Consider the following 14132-nt stretch of genomic DNA (forward strand, 5'->3'; position numbering starts at 1 on the left):
TGGTGCGTGCGCGAGTCGACTCGCGGGGGGTTTGGTGAGGCCCGGCAGGCAGCTTCCCCACTACCTGCCGGGCCCGTCTGGGGGGTCAGCCGGTCTGCACGGGCTGATCGTCGGCGGCTCGCTCGAGCCGCAGCATCTTGATCTCGGCGTCGAAGTCGTCGACCGACTCGAACGCGCGGTAGACGCTCGCGAAGCGCAGGTAGGCCACCTCGTCGAGCGCCCGCAGCGGGGCCAGGATCGCGAGGCCGACGTCGTTGGCGTCGAACTCGGCCTGACCGCTCAGGCGCAGGGCGTCCTCGACCTCCTGGCCGAGGCAGGCGAGCTGGGCATCGGTGACCGGGCGGCCCTTGCAGGCCTTCCGGACGCCGGCGATCGCCTTGTCGCGGTTGAACGGCTCGGTCGCGCCGGAGCGCTTGAGCACCGTGAGCTGCATCTTCTCGACCGTGGTGAAGCGGCGGTCGCATGCGGCACACGTACGCCGCCGGCGGATCGAGGCGCCGTCGTCGGCCACCCGGGAGTCGAGGACCTTGGTGTCCTCGTTCTTGCAGTTGGGACAGTGCACGGCGGTCCTCCTCTCGAGCGGTGGGCGCGCGTCATACACCCACATAACGGGGTGTCGGCTGGGGATGTTCCTGTGGACAACTAGCCTCGGGCTGTGTGGTTCGCCCTCTGGCCTGTGCACCAGATGTGGATAACTACAGCGGTGTAAGTACTAGATGTAGTGGTAACCGTACGCCCCGACCACAACGCCTGGCAAGCGAACGCGAATCCTCGGCCGAGGTATTTCGCCGGCTCGACAAAACCGCAGGTCAGTGCGCGGCACCGCACCTAGGGGGCGGTCCTGGACGGCGTGTCGGTCGGCGCCAAACTCGTCGAACCCCTGCCCCATGAGGCCCCATCCGCCACAATGACGGGGTGTCCACAGCGGGGAAGCGAGCAGGTGCGCGGAGAGGCGCGCGGCCCCCGCGGACCCTCGACCGGACCGCCCTCGTCCTCGGTGCCGCGATCACCCTGTGCGTGGTGGCGTGGGGCTACCTCGTCTACGCCGCCATCGACTTCGGCACGGCGGCGCGCAGCTCCTCCGGCGGCTCGGCCTGGCTGTTCATGGCGCTGGCCTGCCTCGGCGCGATCGCCTGCCTGTTCGCAGGGCTGATGCTCGTCGCCCGGCTGATGCGGACCCTCGGGATCACCGAGGCGCCACCCCCTCCGGACGACGCTCCCCCGCGCCCCGTCGGCGGGAAGCGCGCCGCTCGCTGACCGTGGAGGTTCCGAGCCGCCCACTGGCTCGGAACGTCCACGATCTTCGCTACTCCAGGACGAGCTGCGGGAGCGCCTCGACGATCTCGAGGTCCTCGCTGGCGCCGGTGACGGTGAGCGTCTCGTCGATCGCCGTCCAGGCTCCCTCGCCGATCCGGTACTCGCCGGCGTAGGTCGTGTCCACCCGTACGACGACGTCGCCCGTGCGCGCGTACTCGTGGGTGATCTCGAGGTCGGGGTGGGGACTCCCGGGGCTGGCCGTCGTCGTGCTGGTGTCGTCGCCGAAGTAGTAGGTGTAGGAGACAGGCACCGCCCGGATCACGACCGACTGGCCAGCGATCGTCACGGACTGGTCGATCTGACGGTGGTCGGGGGTGTAGAAGTTGGTCTGGAAGTTGACCAGCGTCCGGCCGCCGCGCGGCTGCACGACGAGCTGCGACCCCGGCCACTGGATGCGTCTGAACTCGCGGAGGATGAGCTTGGCCAGGTCGACCTCCTGGACCGCGTCCTCCGGGACGCACACGTCTCCCACGTCCGTGCCGTCCATGTAGACGTCGTGGACGAACCCGGCCGCTCCGCCCTCAACACACTCCACTTGCTCCGAACAGATGCCGCCGTTGCCGCACTGGATCGCCACCACCCACGTGTGTTCGTCAGCCGAGCTTGAACTCGAGGAGTACTCAGCGTATGTCCACTGGCATTCGGCGTTGACGGAGTCCAGACCGCCAGCCACGGCGCAAGGTCCATCCGCTGCGGACGCCGGAAGTGCATAGAGCGCGGCCGCGGCGAAAATGCCTAGGGCCATCGCGACCCTCATGCCGTCGTCCTCAGGAAGTTCTTAATGCGCCAGTCGCGCCCGACCCGCCCCAGGAAGACGTTCAGGACTTCCCGTCCACCGGCGAAGGACTGCTCCTCTTCGCCCTGGGCGTTCAAGACTCTGGTTGGGCCAAGGACGCGGATGAGCCTGTACTGGTTCGCGCCTCCGGCCGACTGAACGCTGGCTACTCGGAGACTTGCCAGCTCAACTAGGCCACCTTCGGAATAGATCTGATCCACTTGATCCGCGAAGTCGGAGCAGGGCTTGCACTGTGGCCCGAATGCTCGATAGGCGCTGGTGTCCCCGGTGTTCTGAGCCGCCAGCGCCGCCGCTTGCCACCTCCGAATGAAGTCCTCCGGACTCTCGACGGCGACCGTCTCGGTCTCCGTGGGTGTCGGGGTCGGCGAGGAGCTGGTGGGATCGGGGATCTTGGGCTCGGGGGCGGGTTCGTCGGAGCACCCGGCCACAAGGAGCGGGACGGCGAGGGTGAGGGCGAGTGCGCGGGGCAGGTGCATGAAGTGCCTCCCGAGAACGACATCAGCACGCTGAAACTACCCATTCCCGCGCCCCCGCAACCACCCCGGCGACGAAACCTGTGGACGACGCCCCAGCGGGGCCGGGATGGAAATGCGCCGAGGGGCGGGCCCGTGGGCCCGCCCCTCGCCTTCCCCTGGTCCACCAGCCGGGGTCGAAGCGGCTGATGGAGGCCTCGCGCGTCAGTCGGAGACGACCGGGACGCGGAGCTTCTGGCCGGCCGCGAGGCCGGCGGACTCGAGGGCGTTGAGCCGCTCGATCTCGGTCATCACCGCGCGGACGTCGCCGTCGGTGGCGATGTCGCTGGCGATCCCCCACAGGGTGTCGCCGGGCGCCACCTGGACGATCTGGGTCGGGGCGGGCTGGCCGGCCTCGCCGGTGCCGACCGCGCCGCCGGCGAGGACGAACGCCACGGCGAGGGCGAGGAACAGCGAGGTCAGGAAGACCACGAGCCGGCCACGGCGGGTCAGCCGCACGGTGGAGCGGCACTGGGCAGCAGCCGGGGCGAAAGCGGGGGAAAGGCTGAGGGTGCTCATGGTGGCCTCCTGGGGAAGAATCAGCCGGTCGTCTCTGTCGAGCGAATGTCTAGTCGGGCCCACCGACAGTGGCCTCGGCCACCGGTGGTCGATCAGACGTTCGATCGAACATGTGTACGACGGTAGAGCACGTGTTCGAACGACGCAAGCACCTCGTCGAACAAATGTTCGGGGCTTCCCAGGTGGAGACGTCAGCGGCGCTTCATGGCGCGCCGGCCCTGCGCGGCGAAGAGCCCGGCCGCGTGCTGCATCAGCCCGGGAGCCAGCGCCGAGCCGCGCACGACTCCCCCGCGCCACCCCGGCACGGCACGCACCACCCGGCTCGACCCGACGAGCTCGACCGCGGCCGCCGCGACGTCCGCCACGGCCAGGATCGGGCCTCCCGAGTAGACCAGCTGCGACCCCAGGCCGTCGGGGTCCTGCGCGGCGAGCATCGCGGTGTCGACCCCGTCGGGGCACAGGGCGTGGACCCGCACCCCGCGCGGCGACTCGGCGTTGACCGACGTCGACAGCGAGACGACCGCGGCCTTCGTGGCCGCGTACACGCTGTATCCCGGCACCGGGCCGAGGCCGGCGAGCGAGGCCACGTTGACGACGTCGCCACCCGCTGGGCCGAACGCCGCGAGCGCCGCGCGGGTGCCCCACATCGTGCCGAGCAGGTTGACCTCGACCAAGCGGCGCACCTGCTCCTCCGCCAGCTCGGCGAGCGTGCCGTCGTCGCCGACGCCGGCGTTGTTGAACCACGCGGTCAGCTCGCCGTGGCGAGCCGCCTCCTCCGCCACGAGCCGGTGCGACGCAGGGTCGCGTACGTCCTGGGCCAGGCCGGCGACCGCGCCGATCTCGTCCGCGGTGGCGGTCGCCGCGGCGCCGTCGAGGTCGCCGATCAGGACCCGGTGGCCGCGGGCGATCATCAGCTCGGCGATGCCGCGACCGATCCCACGCGCACCACCCGTCACGACGCTCACGGTGGGGGTCCCGGTCGAGGAGGGTGTCGAGGAGCGTGTCGTCATGGCGGGACCCTAGCGACACGCGGCTTCGAACAGGTGTTTGATCCTGACCTGCCGGGCGGTCTACGGTGGGCGCACCAGCTCCTCCCTGACCAGCCGTGGACGGAGGGGGCAACCGCACTGGAGGACGCATGGCCAAGCAGGACGACAAGAACGTCATCGAGATGCCCGACGGACCCCCGGACGCCACCGGCCTGACCCCGCGCCAGCAGCGGGTGCTCGCCACGATCAAGGACTCCATCGAGACCAAGGGCTACCCGCCGTCGATGCGCGAGATCGGCCGGGCCGTCGGCCTCACGTCGTCCTCGAGCGTCGCCCACCAGCTGCGCGTGCTCGAGGGCAAGGGCTTCCTCAAGCGCGACCCCAACCGTCCCCGCGCCCTCGAGGTGTTCCTCCCCGAGGTGATGGCCGCCCGTCGCAGCATGTCGAGCGGCGAGGAGACCTCGATCGACGAGACCGGCATCGGCGACGCGATGCCGACGGCGATCAACATCCCGGTCGTCGGCCGCATCGCCGCCGGTGGCCCGATCCTCGCCGAGGAGCAGGTCACCGACGTCTTCCCGCTGCCCAAGCAGCTCGTCGGCGACGGCACCCTCTTCCTCCTCGAGGTCTCCGGCGACTCGATGGTCGACGCGGCGATCTGCAACGGCGACTACGTCGTGATCCGCCAGGAGCAGACGGCCACCAACGGCCAGATCGTCGCCGCGCTGATCGACGGCGAGGCGACCGTCAAGACGTTCCAGCGCAAGGACGGCCACGTGTGGCTGCTCCCCCACAACGACGCCTACGACCCGATCCCCGGCGACGACGCGACGATCCTCGGCGTGGTGACGGCGGTCCTGCGCAGCCTCTGACCTACCGCGCGGAGCCGGACGCGGCGGCGACCAGCGCCGCCGTCAGCTCCTGCACGCCGGTCCGCGGACGACGCTCGCGGCTCAGCGCGTAGACGGTGCGGGTCGGTGGCGCGACCAGACGGCGTACGGCGACGCCCGCCGGCAGGCCCGGCACCAGCATCGCCGGCACGAGGGCGACGGCGAGCCCGGCCGCGACGAGTGCCACCTTGCCGAGCAGGTCGCCCGCCACCAGCTCGACCCTGGGCTCGAACCCGACCCGGCCCGCGGCCCGCTCGAGCAGGCTGCCCGAGCCGGGGTGGTCCTCGGCCCAGATCTCGTCGGCGAACGACGTGAGCCGCACGCGCCGGCGGCCGGCGGCCAGGGCGTGCCCCGCGGCCAGGACGACGCACATCTCGTCCTCGAGCAGTCTCGTACGTCGCACCTCGGGGTCCGTGGGCAGGCCGGGTGGATAGTCGGTGACCACCGCGACGTCCACGTCGCCCGTGCGCACCCGCTCGTGCAGCCGGGCCGAGCCGTCCGAGCGCAGCGCCACCCGCGGACCCTCGGCCGGGAGCGACCGCAGCGTGCGGGGCACGAGGTCCACGGAGGCGGAGGGCACGGCGCCGAGGGTGAGCGGCACCGCGTCGCCAGCGCGGGCGCGACGTACGGCGTCCCTCGCCCGGGCCGCCTCACCCACCAGCAGGCGCGCGTGCGGCAGCAGCGCTTGCCCTGCGGCCGTCGGCCGGACCCCGCGCGGCAGGCGCTCGAGCAGGGCCTCGCCGAGGTCGTGCTCCAGGCTCGCCACCTGGCGCGAGATCGCCGACTGGGTGTAGCCGAGCTCGTCGGCCGCGGAGGAGCCGGCCTCGCACACCGCCACGAAGGTCCGCCACGCCGTCAACGCCATGCAGAGAAGTATGCGCAGACCGCATGGAGCGATGCGACACCTCCGCTTGTCGCAGGCCGCTGCCGGTTCCATGGTCGTAGGCATGAACGAACACGTGGTGGTGCTGGGGCTCGGGCGGATGGGCCGGGCGATGGCAGAGACCCTTGCCTCCGCGGGCGCACGGGTCGCGTCGTGGAGCAGAGGCGGCGGCGGGACGGCCGGCACGGCCCCGGAGGCGTTGGCGCGCCCGGGGCCGGTCATGCTCGCCGTCTACGACGGGCCTGCCTGTCGCGCGGTGCTCGCCCAGGTCGCCGAGCACCTCGCCGGGCGACTGGTCGTCGTCACGAGCACGGTCGGAGTCGACGAGGCCGACGCGCTGGCGTCGATCGTGTCCTCGGCGGGCGGCCGATACGTCCACGCGCCCGTCGTCGGCTCCGTGCCGGCGGTCCGGGCCCGCACCCTGCGCCTCCTGGCGGGCGGACCGGCAGCCGACTCGAGGAAGCGGTCACGGCACTGACACCGGTGCTGGGCGGCGTGAGCCGGTTCGCCACCCCGCGCGAGGCCGCGGCCGCCAAGCTGGTCGCCAACGCGTCGCTGGCCGCCGCGCTGCTCTCCGTGCGCGACTGCCTGGCCGGCGCAGCGGCGCTCGGGCTCCCGCTCACCGCGGCGCTCGACGTGCTGGCCCTCGGGCGGCTCGGCGACACCGTGGGATCGCTCCGCCCTCGCCTCGAGCGCCCCGACCAGACCGCGCACTTCACCGTCGACGCGCTCGTCAAGGACCTCGGGCTCCTCGCAGCTGCGGGAGGACCCTCGGCCCCGCTCGACCGGCTCTCCCGCCTCGTCACGACGGGTCGGTTGACCGGAGCCGACGACGTGTCGGCCGTGGCGCTCTCCGCCTCCACCCGGACGGCCACGTCGTGACCGGCATCGACGACGTGCGGGCGCCGCTGCACGCCTATGCCCGCGGGCACGCTACGGGGGACCCGTCGTGGTTCCGCACCGCGTTCCTGCCCACCGCGCACGTCGAAGGGCTGCGTGAGGGCACCTTCACCTCCTGGTCGATGGACGACTACTGCGCGTTGTTCGACGGCACGCCGGCGCCCGACGAGGCGGACCGGAGCAGGACCGTCGACCAGGTGTGCGTCGAAGGGACCGTCGCCACGGCGACCATGACGCTGCGCCACGGGGAGTCCGTCTTCACCGACATGTTCGTCCTGGTGCGGGTCGACGGCGTCTGGCGGATCGCCAACAAGGTCTACCACCGGCACGCGTCCTGACGCGGACCGGTGCACCTCAGGGTCCGGCGGGCACGATGGCTCCATGAGCCACCTCGAGCAGTCCTATGACTACGTCATCGTCGGTGCGGGGGTCGCTGCGGCGAGCGCCGCGAAGGGCATCCGCTCGCGTGACGAGAGCGGCCGCATCGCCGTCATCGGCTCCGAGCCCGACAAGCCCGTCTACCGACCGGCGCTGTCGAAGGACCTCTGGCTCAAGGACGACGAGACGCTCGAGGGGGCGTCGCTGGCCTACGACCTCGACGACGACGACGCGGTCGACCTCGCCACCGACACGACCGTGACGGAGATCGACCCCGGCGCCCATGTCGTACGCCTCGCCGACGGGAGCACCGTCGGCTACGGCAAGCTGCTGCTGGCCACCGGTGCCGAGCCCCGCCAGGTCCCCGTCGACCCGGGCCCGCGGGTCGTCTACTACCGCACCGCCGCCGACTACCAGCGGCTGCGGACGATCGCGACCGAGGGCAGCCACGTCGTCGTCGTCGGTGGCGGCTACATCGGCTCGGAGATCACCTCCGCCCTGGTGCAGAACGGCGTCGAGGTGACGCTCGTGCTCGACCGCGAGGACGTGCAGGAGCAGATGTTCCCGACCGCGCTGGCGGCCACGGTGACCAAGGCGCTCGCCGACCGCGGCGTGCGGCTCGTGCACGGCTCGGTCGAGCGCGGCACCGAGCACGACAGCGGCGTCCGCATCCGCCTCGCCGACGGCACCGACGTCGCGGCCGACGCGGCCGTCATCGGAGTCGGGGTGCTGCCGCGCACCGGCCTCGCCGAGTCCGCCGGCCTCGAGGTCGAGGACGGCGTCGTGGTCGACGAGCACCTGCGCACGAGCGACCCCGACGTCTACGCCGCCGGCGACGTGGCGTCCTACCCCGACGCGCTGCTGGGGCGCCGACGCGTCGAGCACGTCGACCAGGCCGAGAAGTCCGGCGAGCACGCCGGCAGGGCGATGGCGGGCGCCGACGAGGCGTACGGCTACACGCCCTTCTTCTGGTCCGACATCCTGGACTTCGGCTACGAGGCCGTCGGCGAGACCAGCAGCGACCTCGACCTGGTGGAGGACTGGAAGGACGGCGAGATCGGCACCGGCGTCGTCTACTACCTCCGGTCCGGGCTGGTGCGCGGCGTGCTGCTGTGGAACGTCTGGGACAGCGTCGACCGGGCCCGCGAGGTGATCGCCGAGACGGCGAAGCAGCCGGTGGCCGACCCGGAGTCGCTGCGCGGGCGCATCCCGCTCGGCTGAGCGCGCCCGGGCAGGGCGCGGCGCCGGTGTAGCCTCGCGCCGATGTCATCCTCCGGCCCCCACCCTCCCCCTCCGGGGCTCTTCCGCACCCGCCCGGGCAACCGACGGCGGTTGACGCCGGAGGCGCAGGAGGAGGTCGAGCGGCTGGCGGGCGCGGCCGAGGCGTCCGCGTGGCTCAGCCCGCTCGCGTACAACCTCACCATCAGCCACAGCCACCGGTTCGTCTGGTATCGCGTGGCCAAGGTCGCCACCCGCACGATCCGCCACCACTGCGAGACCCACGGCGTGAGCATGGACGTCGACCACGCGATGCGGGTGCGCTATCCCCTGGCCAGCTTCGCCGACTACTTCACCTTCGCCTTCGTGCGTGACCCGCTCGACCGCTTCGTCTCGGCGTGGCAGGACAAGGTCGTCGACCACAACTACTACGGCTTCGACCCGGCCACCCACGCGCGGATGCAGGCGATCGAGGAGTTCGCCCGCTGGACCGCGGGCCACGACCTGGCGGCCGTCCCGGGCACCGACCAGCACCTGACGCTGCAGAGCCGGATGATCGACCTCAACCGGGTCGACTTCGTCGGCCGGCTCGAGACGTTCGACCGCGACTTCGCCGAGGTGTGCGAGCGCATCGACGCCCCGGCGGTGCCGACCGCGCCGAAGAACCAGACGGCGCCGGGTGGCCGCGACCGGCGGGTGTCGCCCGAGCTGGGCGAGCTGGTCGGGCGGATGTACGCCCGCGACTACCAGGTGTTCGGCTACGAGCCGCCGGCGTGAGCCCCCTGGGCGGCGACCACCATGAAGGCAGTTCGCATGCCCGGCACCCCGGTGCCGAGCGTGACGGTGGCCCGTCCCCGGCCGAACTGCCGACATGGTGTCCGCCGCAAGGGTCGACCGACCGTCCTGACGGCAAACCGCAACAAGCGGGACCAGGGGCCTAGGACTGCCCGAGCCGCTTGAGCGCCTGCCGCACGAGCGCGGGATCGGTGGTCGACCACATCGGCGGCAGGGAGGCCTTGAGGAACCGGCCGTAGCGCGCGGTCTCCAGGCGCGGGTCGAGCACGGCGACCACCCCGCGGTCGGACGTGGTGCGGATCAACCGCCCGGCGCCCTGCGCGAGGAGCAGCGCGGCGTGGGTGGCGGCGACCTGCATGAAGCCGTTGCCCCCGGCCTGGTCGGCGGCCCGCTGGCGCGCCGACATGAGCGGGTCGTCGGGGCGCGGGAAGGGGATGCGGTCGATGATCACCAGCTGGCAGGTGTCGCCCGGCACGTCGAGGCCCTGCCACAGCGACAGCGTGCCGAACAGGATCGTGTGGGGGTCGTCGACGAACTGCTTGGCGAGCTCGGGCAGCTGGGCGTCGCCCTGGGCGAGCGTCGTGAGGTGGGGCAGCCGCGCGCGCACGGCCTCGGCGGCGGTCTCGGCGGCACGACGGGAGGAGAACAGGCCGAGCGTGCGGCCGTCGAGGGCGTCGACGAGCTCGCAGATCTCGTCGAGCTGCGCAGGCCCGAGCCCGTCGCGTCCGGGCTGGGGCAGGTGGCGGGCGACGTAGAGGATGGACTGCTGGCCGTAGTCGAAGGGCGACCCGACGTCGATGCCCTTCCACGGCAGCGCCGTGTCGGGGTCGGCGGGGGCGACCTGCGAGTCGACGCGCTCGGTGGGCTTGAGGCCGAGCGAGGTGGCGACAGCGCCGAACTCGCCGCCCAGCATCAGGGTCGCGCTGGTGAAGACGACCGTCTTGTCGCTCAGCAGCTTGTCGCGCATCGGGCCCCAGACCTGGAGCGGGGCGACGTGGAGCCGGGCCGGGAAGCGGTCGCGCGCCTCGCCGAGCCACAGCACGTCGGCCTGCGAGCCGGCGGCCATCCGCTCGGCGTTGACGAAGACCTCCTGCACCATGCCCTTGGCCTGGGTGCGGCCGGCGTCGCCCTCGCCCTCGCCGCCGGACTCGCGCGGGAACGCCGACAGGCAGGCGCGGGCAGCGTCGCGGACGAGCACCAGTGCGTCGGAGAGCTGGGTCGACATCTGGTCGATGCGGCCGGGGGGCGTCGCCTCGAAGGCCTCGGCGAGCTGCTGCGCGGCGTCCTCGAGGTCGCCGCCCGGGTCGCCGTCGGCGGAGTCGGTCCACCGGCTGGCGCGGCGGGCGGCGCGCTCGATGTCGGGCACCGCGAGCTCGTCGGTGGCCGCCTGGGTCACCCGCGCGGTGAGCTCGTGGGCCTCGTCGATGACGACGGTGTCGTAGTCGGGGATCATCGGCACGTCCTCGATCGCATCGATCGCGAGGAGGGAGTGGTTGGTGACGATCAGGTGGCTGCGGTGCGCCTTCTCGCGGGCGAGCTCGGCGAAGCACTCCGCGCCGAACGGGCACTTGCTGGCGCCCAGGCACTCGCGGTGGTTGACCGAGACCTGGCGCCACTCGCGGTCGGTGTGCCGCGGAGCGTTGTCGCGCTCGCCGCTGCCGCCCTGCTCCGACTCCTCCTCCGCCCACGCGCGCAGCTCGAGCACCTTCTCGGCCAGCGAGCCGGTGGGCACGTCGACGAGCGTGCCCTGGTCGTCGGGGACGCCGGCGCGGATGCGGTGGAGGCAGGCGTAGTTGGAGCGCCCCTTGAGCACCGCGTAGGACGTGTCGAGCCCGGGCACGTCCTTGACCGCCTCGACCAGGCGGGGCAGGTCGCGCTCGACGAGCTGGTGCTGGAGGGCGAGGGTCGCGGTGGCCACCACGACGCGCTTGTCGTGGAGCATCGCCGGGACGAGGTAGCCCAGCGACTTGCCGGTGCCGGTGCCGGCCTGCACGAGGAGGTGGCGGCCCTCCTCCATCGCCTCGGCCACCTCGGTGGCCATCTGCACCTGCCCGTCGCGCTGCTGGCCGCCGAGCGCGGCGACCGCGGTGCTCAGCACCTCGCTGACGGGCGCGGGGGCGGTGGCGGTCTCAGGCACCAGAGCACCCTACGTGGCGGCGCCGACGCTCCGTCGTACGCCGTCCACAGAGCCGCTCAGTAGTTCTTCTTGCGCCCGATCTGACGCTCGATGCGACGCTCGGGCTGGCCCAGCACCTTGGCCAGGATCTTGAACCGGAAGCGGTAGGCGACCACGCCCAGGACGACGATCAGCAGGATCCACAACATGGGGCGAGCGTACGCCGTCCCGCCCAGCCGGTCCCGGTTATCCGGACGGCCGTCCAGGCGCGCCGACCCTCGACCTGGAGGGGAAGTCCGACACCTGGAGGGGGTTGCAACCGCCTCGAAGTGTCGGAGTCCCCGCTCGAGCGGGGACTCCGACCAGACGAGAAGAGCGGAGAGAGGCGCCCAGGCGCCCGGCGGGTCAGACGACCGCGCCGGAGTCCTCGCGGGCCCGCTCGACCTTCTCCTTCTTCACCCGGCTCATGGGCCACTTCTCGTTGAAGTAGGTCAGCAGCGGGGTGGCGACCACGACGGAGGAGAAGGTGCCGACGACGAGGCCGACGAGCAGCGCGATGGCGAAGTCCTGCAGCGAGTCGCCGCCGAGGAAGACGAGCGCGGCCAGGATGAACATCGAGCCGAGGCCGGTGTTGACCGTGCGGGGGATCGTCTCGACCGCCGCCTTGTTGGAGATGTCGATGAACTTGTCGTCGGGCTTGGAGCCCCACCACCGTTCTCGGATGCGGTCGAAGACGACGACGGTGTCGTTGACGGACAGACCGACGATGGTCATCGCCGCGGCCAGGAAGATGCCGTCGATGGGCTTCTGGAGCCACGCGAAGAGCCCGACGACGAGGATCACGTCGTGCGCCATCGCGAGCACCGCGGCGACACCGAAGGTCCACTTGAAGCGGATGGCGAGGTAGAGCAGCTGGGCGAGGAACGCGACGCCGAAGGCGATGAGCGCGTTGTTGCGCAGCTGCTCACCGAGCGAGGCGCCGATCTGCTGGTCGTCGACCTTGTCGACCGTGCCGCCGACCTTCGCGAGCTCCTCCTCGATCCGCTGCTCCTCGGAGTTGGAGATCGCGCCGGTGCGGACGGTGAAGTCGGCCGTGTCGGCGGACTGGACGACGGCCTCGGGGAAGCCGGCCTCGGCGACGGCCTCGCGCGCCTGGTCGACCGTGAGGTCCTTGCTGACCGAGTAGTCGAGCTGTCGGCCGCCGGTGAACTCGACGCCGAGGTTGAGCCCCTGGGTGACGATGCCGGTGACGGCGAGCACGAGCGCGGCCGCGGAGATGCCGAGCCAGGTGTTGCGGCGCTTCATCAGCTGGGGGTTCTTGCGGTCCAGCCACTCGCGGACCTTGCCGACCGAGCCCAGCCCGCTGACGGCCGGGTGACGCCCGACGGCCTTGTTGGAGACGGCGACGTCGCACAGCACCCGGGCGATGATCAGCGCCGAGACCATCGAGGCGATGACACCGATCGAGAGCGTGACACCGAAGCCCTTGATCGGGCCGGAGCCGAGGAAGAACAGCAGGCCGGCGGCGAGGAGCGTGGTGATGTTGGAGTCGATGATCGCGCTCCACGCCTTGTTGAAGCCCACCTGGAGCGCCCGCCTGAGCCCTGCCGAGGGATAGGCCTGGTACTCCTCCCTGGCTCTCTCGAAGACGAGCACGTTGGCGTCGATCGCCATGCCGATGGCGAGCACGAATCCTGCGAGGCCGGGCAGCGTGAGCGTCGAGCCGAGCCCGACGAGCATGGCGTAGGCGAGCAGGGCGTACGACGCGAGCGCGAGCGTCGCGGCGAAGCCGACGAGCCGGTAGACGAAGATGATGAACAGGCCGGTCAGCGCGATGCCGATGATGCCGGCCTCGATCGAGGCGTCGATCGCCGCGGCACCGAGGGACGGTCCGACGAGGCGGTCGGAGATCGCCTTGAGCTCGAGGGGCAGCGCGCCGCCCTCGATCAGCGCGGCCAGGTCCTTGGCCTCGGTGGAGGTGAAGTTGCCGGTGATGTCGGTGGAGCCGCCGCGGATGCCGACGTCGCAACCGACGTCGGTGTTGACCTCTGGCGAGGAGATGATCTCGCCGTCGAGCACGATCGCGATGCGGCGCTTGGGGTCGCCGGCCGGGTTGCAGGCGGCCTTGCCGGTGATGTCGGCCCAGGTGCGCCCGCCGGGGCCGTTGAAGTCGATGGCCACCACCCACTCGACGCTCTGGTCGCGCTGCACGGCGCTGGCGCCGCTGATCTCCTCGCCCTGGATGACCGTCGGACCGACCTCGAGCGTGTCGCCCTGGTCGGAGGGCAGGACGAGGTTCTTCTTCTTGCTGGGCTTGGCGTCGGGCTGCGCGGTCGCGAGGACCTCGTGGATCGTCAGCTTGGCCGTGGTGCCGATGCGCTCCTCGGCCTCCTGGGCCTCCTCGTCGTTGGTGACGCCCGGCAGCTCGACGAGGATGCGGTTGTCGCCCTGGCGCACGAGGGTGGACTCGGCGACACCGAGGGCGTCGACGCGCCCGCGGAGGACCTGCAGCGTCTTGTCGACGTTCTCGGCGTTGGCGGGGGTCTGCTCGGTGCCCTCCGCCTCGAAGACGAACTGCGCGCCGCCCCGGAGGTCGAGACCCAGGTTGGGCTTGACGTTGATGGCGAGCGCCGCGCACCCGGCCAGGAGGCCGAGCACCAGGATGAAGCGGATCCAGACACCTCGTGACATGCGCGACATCCTCCACCACGAGACTTCGAACGCCCCAATCAGGGCCCGGAGGGGTCAACGCGCGGCCCCGGACGAAGGTTCCGAGCCCTCTCGACAGGGGTCGCCGCACGGGTGTTGTGTGGTCAGAC

General features: G+C 71.7%; 16 protein-coding genes. 7 read left to right on the forward strand and 9 right to left on the reverse strand.

What is annotated here, in order from left to right; all coding sequences use genetic code 11:
• Nucleotides 1-85 precede the first annotated feature (85 nt).
• On the reverse strand, nt 86-562 hold the full coding sequence (nrdR, locus tag AC3X7Z_RS04640; protein WP_489975150.1) for a transcriptional regulator NrdR: 477 nt from the start codon (nt 560-562) through the stop codon (nt 86-88).
• Between the two features lie 353 nt (nt 563-915).
• On the opposite strand from nrdR, the gene AC3X7Z_RS04645 reads away from it, so the two are divergent.
• The gene (locus tag AC3X7Z_RS04645) at nt 916-1257 is read left to right on the forward strand and encodes a hypothetical protein (protein WP_186339137.1); all 342 of its coding nucleotides are present in this window, start codon (nt 916-918) and stop codon (nt 1255-1257) included.
• A 49-nt stretch (nt 1258-1306) separates the two neighbouring features.
• Here the strand turns inward: AC3X7Z_RS04645 and AC3X7Z_RS04650 are convergent, their stop codons facing one another.
• The 4 genes from AC3X7Z_RS04650 to AC3X7Z_RS04665 form a co-directional block, all read right to left on the reverse strand.
• Nucleotides 1307-1804 carry a hypothetical protein gene (locus AC3X7Z_RS04650; protein ID WP_489975151.1) on the reverse strand — a complete coding sequence of 166 codons (498 nt, stop codon included), beginning with the start codon at nt 1802-1804 and terminating at the stop codon, nt 1307-1309.
• 266 nt (nt 1805-2070) lie between these two features.
• The gene (locus tag AC3X7Z_RS04655; RefSeq protein ID WP_489975152.1) at nt 2071-2589 is read right to left on the reverse strand and encodes a hypothetical protein; all 519 of its coding nucleotides are present in this window, start codon (nt 2587-2589) and stop codon (nt 2071-2073) included.
• A gap of 201 nt (nt 2590-2790) precedes the next feature.
• Nucleotides 2791-3144 carry a LysM peptidoglycan-binding domain-containing protein gene (locus AC3X7Z_RS04660; protein ID WP_489975153.1) on the reverse strand — a complete coding sequence of 118 codons (354 nt, stop codon included), beginning with the start codon at nt 3142-3144 and terminating at the stop codon, nt 2791-2793.
• A gap of 191 nt (nt 3145-3335) precedes the next feature.
• Complete coding sequence (locus tag AC3X7Z_RS04665; RefSeq protein WP_186339142.1) at nt 3336-4154, reverse strand: SDR family oxidoreductase; 819 nt, start codon at nt 4152-4154, stop codon at nt 3336-3338.
• Between the two features lie 128 nt (nt 4155-4282).
• Between AC3X7Z_RS04665 and lexA the strand changes: the two genes are divergently transcribed.
• A complete protein-coding gene (gene lexA, locus AC3X7Z_RS04670; protein ID WP_489975154.1) occupies nt 4283-5005 on the forward strand; it encodes a transcriptional repressor LexA in 723 nt (240 codons plus the stop codon).
• Between the two features lies 1 nt (nt 5006).
• Here the strand turns inward: lexA and AC3X7Z_RS04675 are convergent, their stop codons facing one another.
• Nucleotides 5007-5888, reverse strand: a complete 882-nt coding sequence (locus AC3X7Z_RS04675) for a LysR family transcriptional regulator (RefSeq protein ID WP_489975155.1) — start codon at nt 5886-5888, stop codon at nt 5007-5009.
• An 82-nt stretch (nt 5889-5970) separates the two neighbouring features.
• Between AC3X7Z_RS04675 and AC3X7Z_RS04680 the strand changes: the two genes are divergently transcribed.
• The 5 genes from AC3X7Z_RS04680 to AC3X7Z_RS04700 are packed head-to-tail and all read left to right on the forward strand — an operon-like array spanning nt 5971 to nt 9179.
• The gene (locus tag AC3X7Z_RS04680) at nt 5971-6384 is read left to right on the forward strand and encodes an NAD(P)-binding domain-containing protein (RefSeq protein WP_489975156.1); all 414 of its coding nucleotides are present in this window, start codon (nt 5971-5973) and stop codon (nt 6382-6384) included.
• A 17-nt stretch (nt 6385-6401) separates the two neighbouring features.
• Nucleotides 6402-6788 carry a hypothetical protein gene (locus AC3X7Z_RS04685; protein ID WP_489975157.1) on the forward strand — a complete coding sequence of 129 codons (387 nt, stop codon included), beginning with the start codon at nt 6402-6404 and terminating at the stop codon, nt 6786-6788.
• Nucleotides 6785-7144 carry a nuclear transport factor 2 family protein gene (locus AC3X7Z_RS04690; RefSeq protein ID WP_206054431.1) on the forward strand — a complete coding sequence of 120 codons (360 nt, stop codon included), beginning with the start codon at nt 6785-6787 and terminating at the stop codon, nt 7142-7144. Before AC3X7Z_RS04685 ends, AC3X7Z_RS04690 begins: the two co-directional genes overlap by 4 nt.
• A gap of 43 nt (nt 7145-7187) precedes the next feature.
• Complete coding sequence (locus AC3X7Z_RS04695; RefSeq protein WP_489975158.1) at nt 7188-8405, forward strand: NAD(P)/FAD-dependent oxidoreductase; 1218 nt, start codon at nt 7188-7190, stop codon at nt 8403-8405.
• Nucleotides 8406-8447: 42 nt separating this feature from the next.
• A complete protein-coding gene (locus AC3X7Z_RS04700; protein WP_489975159.1) occupies nt 8448-9179 on the forward strand; it encodes a sulfotransferase family 2 domain-containing protein in 732 nt (243 codons plus the stop codon).
• A 160-nt stretch (nt 9180-9339) separates the two neighbouring features.
• Here AC3X7Z_RS04700 and AC3X7Z_RS04705 read toward each other — a convergent pair whose 3' ends face one another.
• The 3 genes from AC3X7Z_RS04705 to secD all read right to left on the reverse strand — a co-directional run bounded on the left by AC3X7Z_RS04705 (nt 9340) and on the right by secD (nt 14004).
• Nucleotides 9340-11334 (reverse strand): ATP-dependent DNA helicase, encoded by a 1995-nt coding sequence (locus AC3X7Z_RS04705; RefSeq protein ID WP_241005215.1) that lies wholly within the window; start codon nt 11332-11334, stop codon nt 9340-9342.
• A 56-nt stretch (nt 11335-11390) separates the two neighbouring features.
• Complete coding sequence (locus AC3X7Z_RS04710; RefSeq protein WP_260988491.1) at nt 11391-11522, reverse strand: hypothetical protein; 132 nt, start codon at nt 11520-11522, stop codon at nt 11391-11393.
• A gap of 196 nt (nt 11523-11718) precedes the next feature.
• On the reverse strand, nt 11719-14004 hold the full coding sequence (secD, locus tag AC3X7Z_RS04715; RefSeq protein ID WP_489975160.1) for a protein translocase subunit SecD: 2286 nt from the start codon (nt 14002-14004) through the stop codon (nt 11719-11721).
• Nucleotides 14005-14132: the final 128 nt, after the last annotated feature.

It is taken from the genome of Nocardioides sp. Z24_21 (assembly GCF_058134345.1).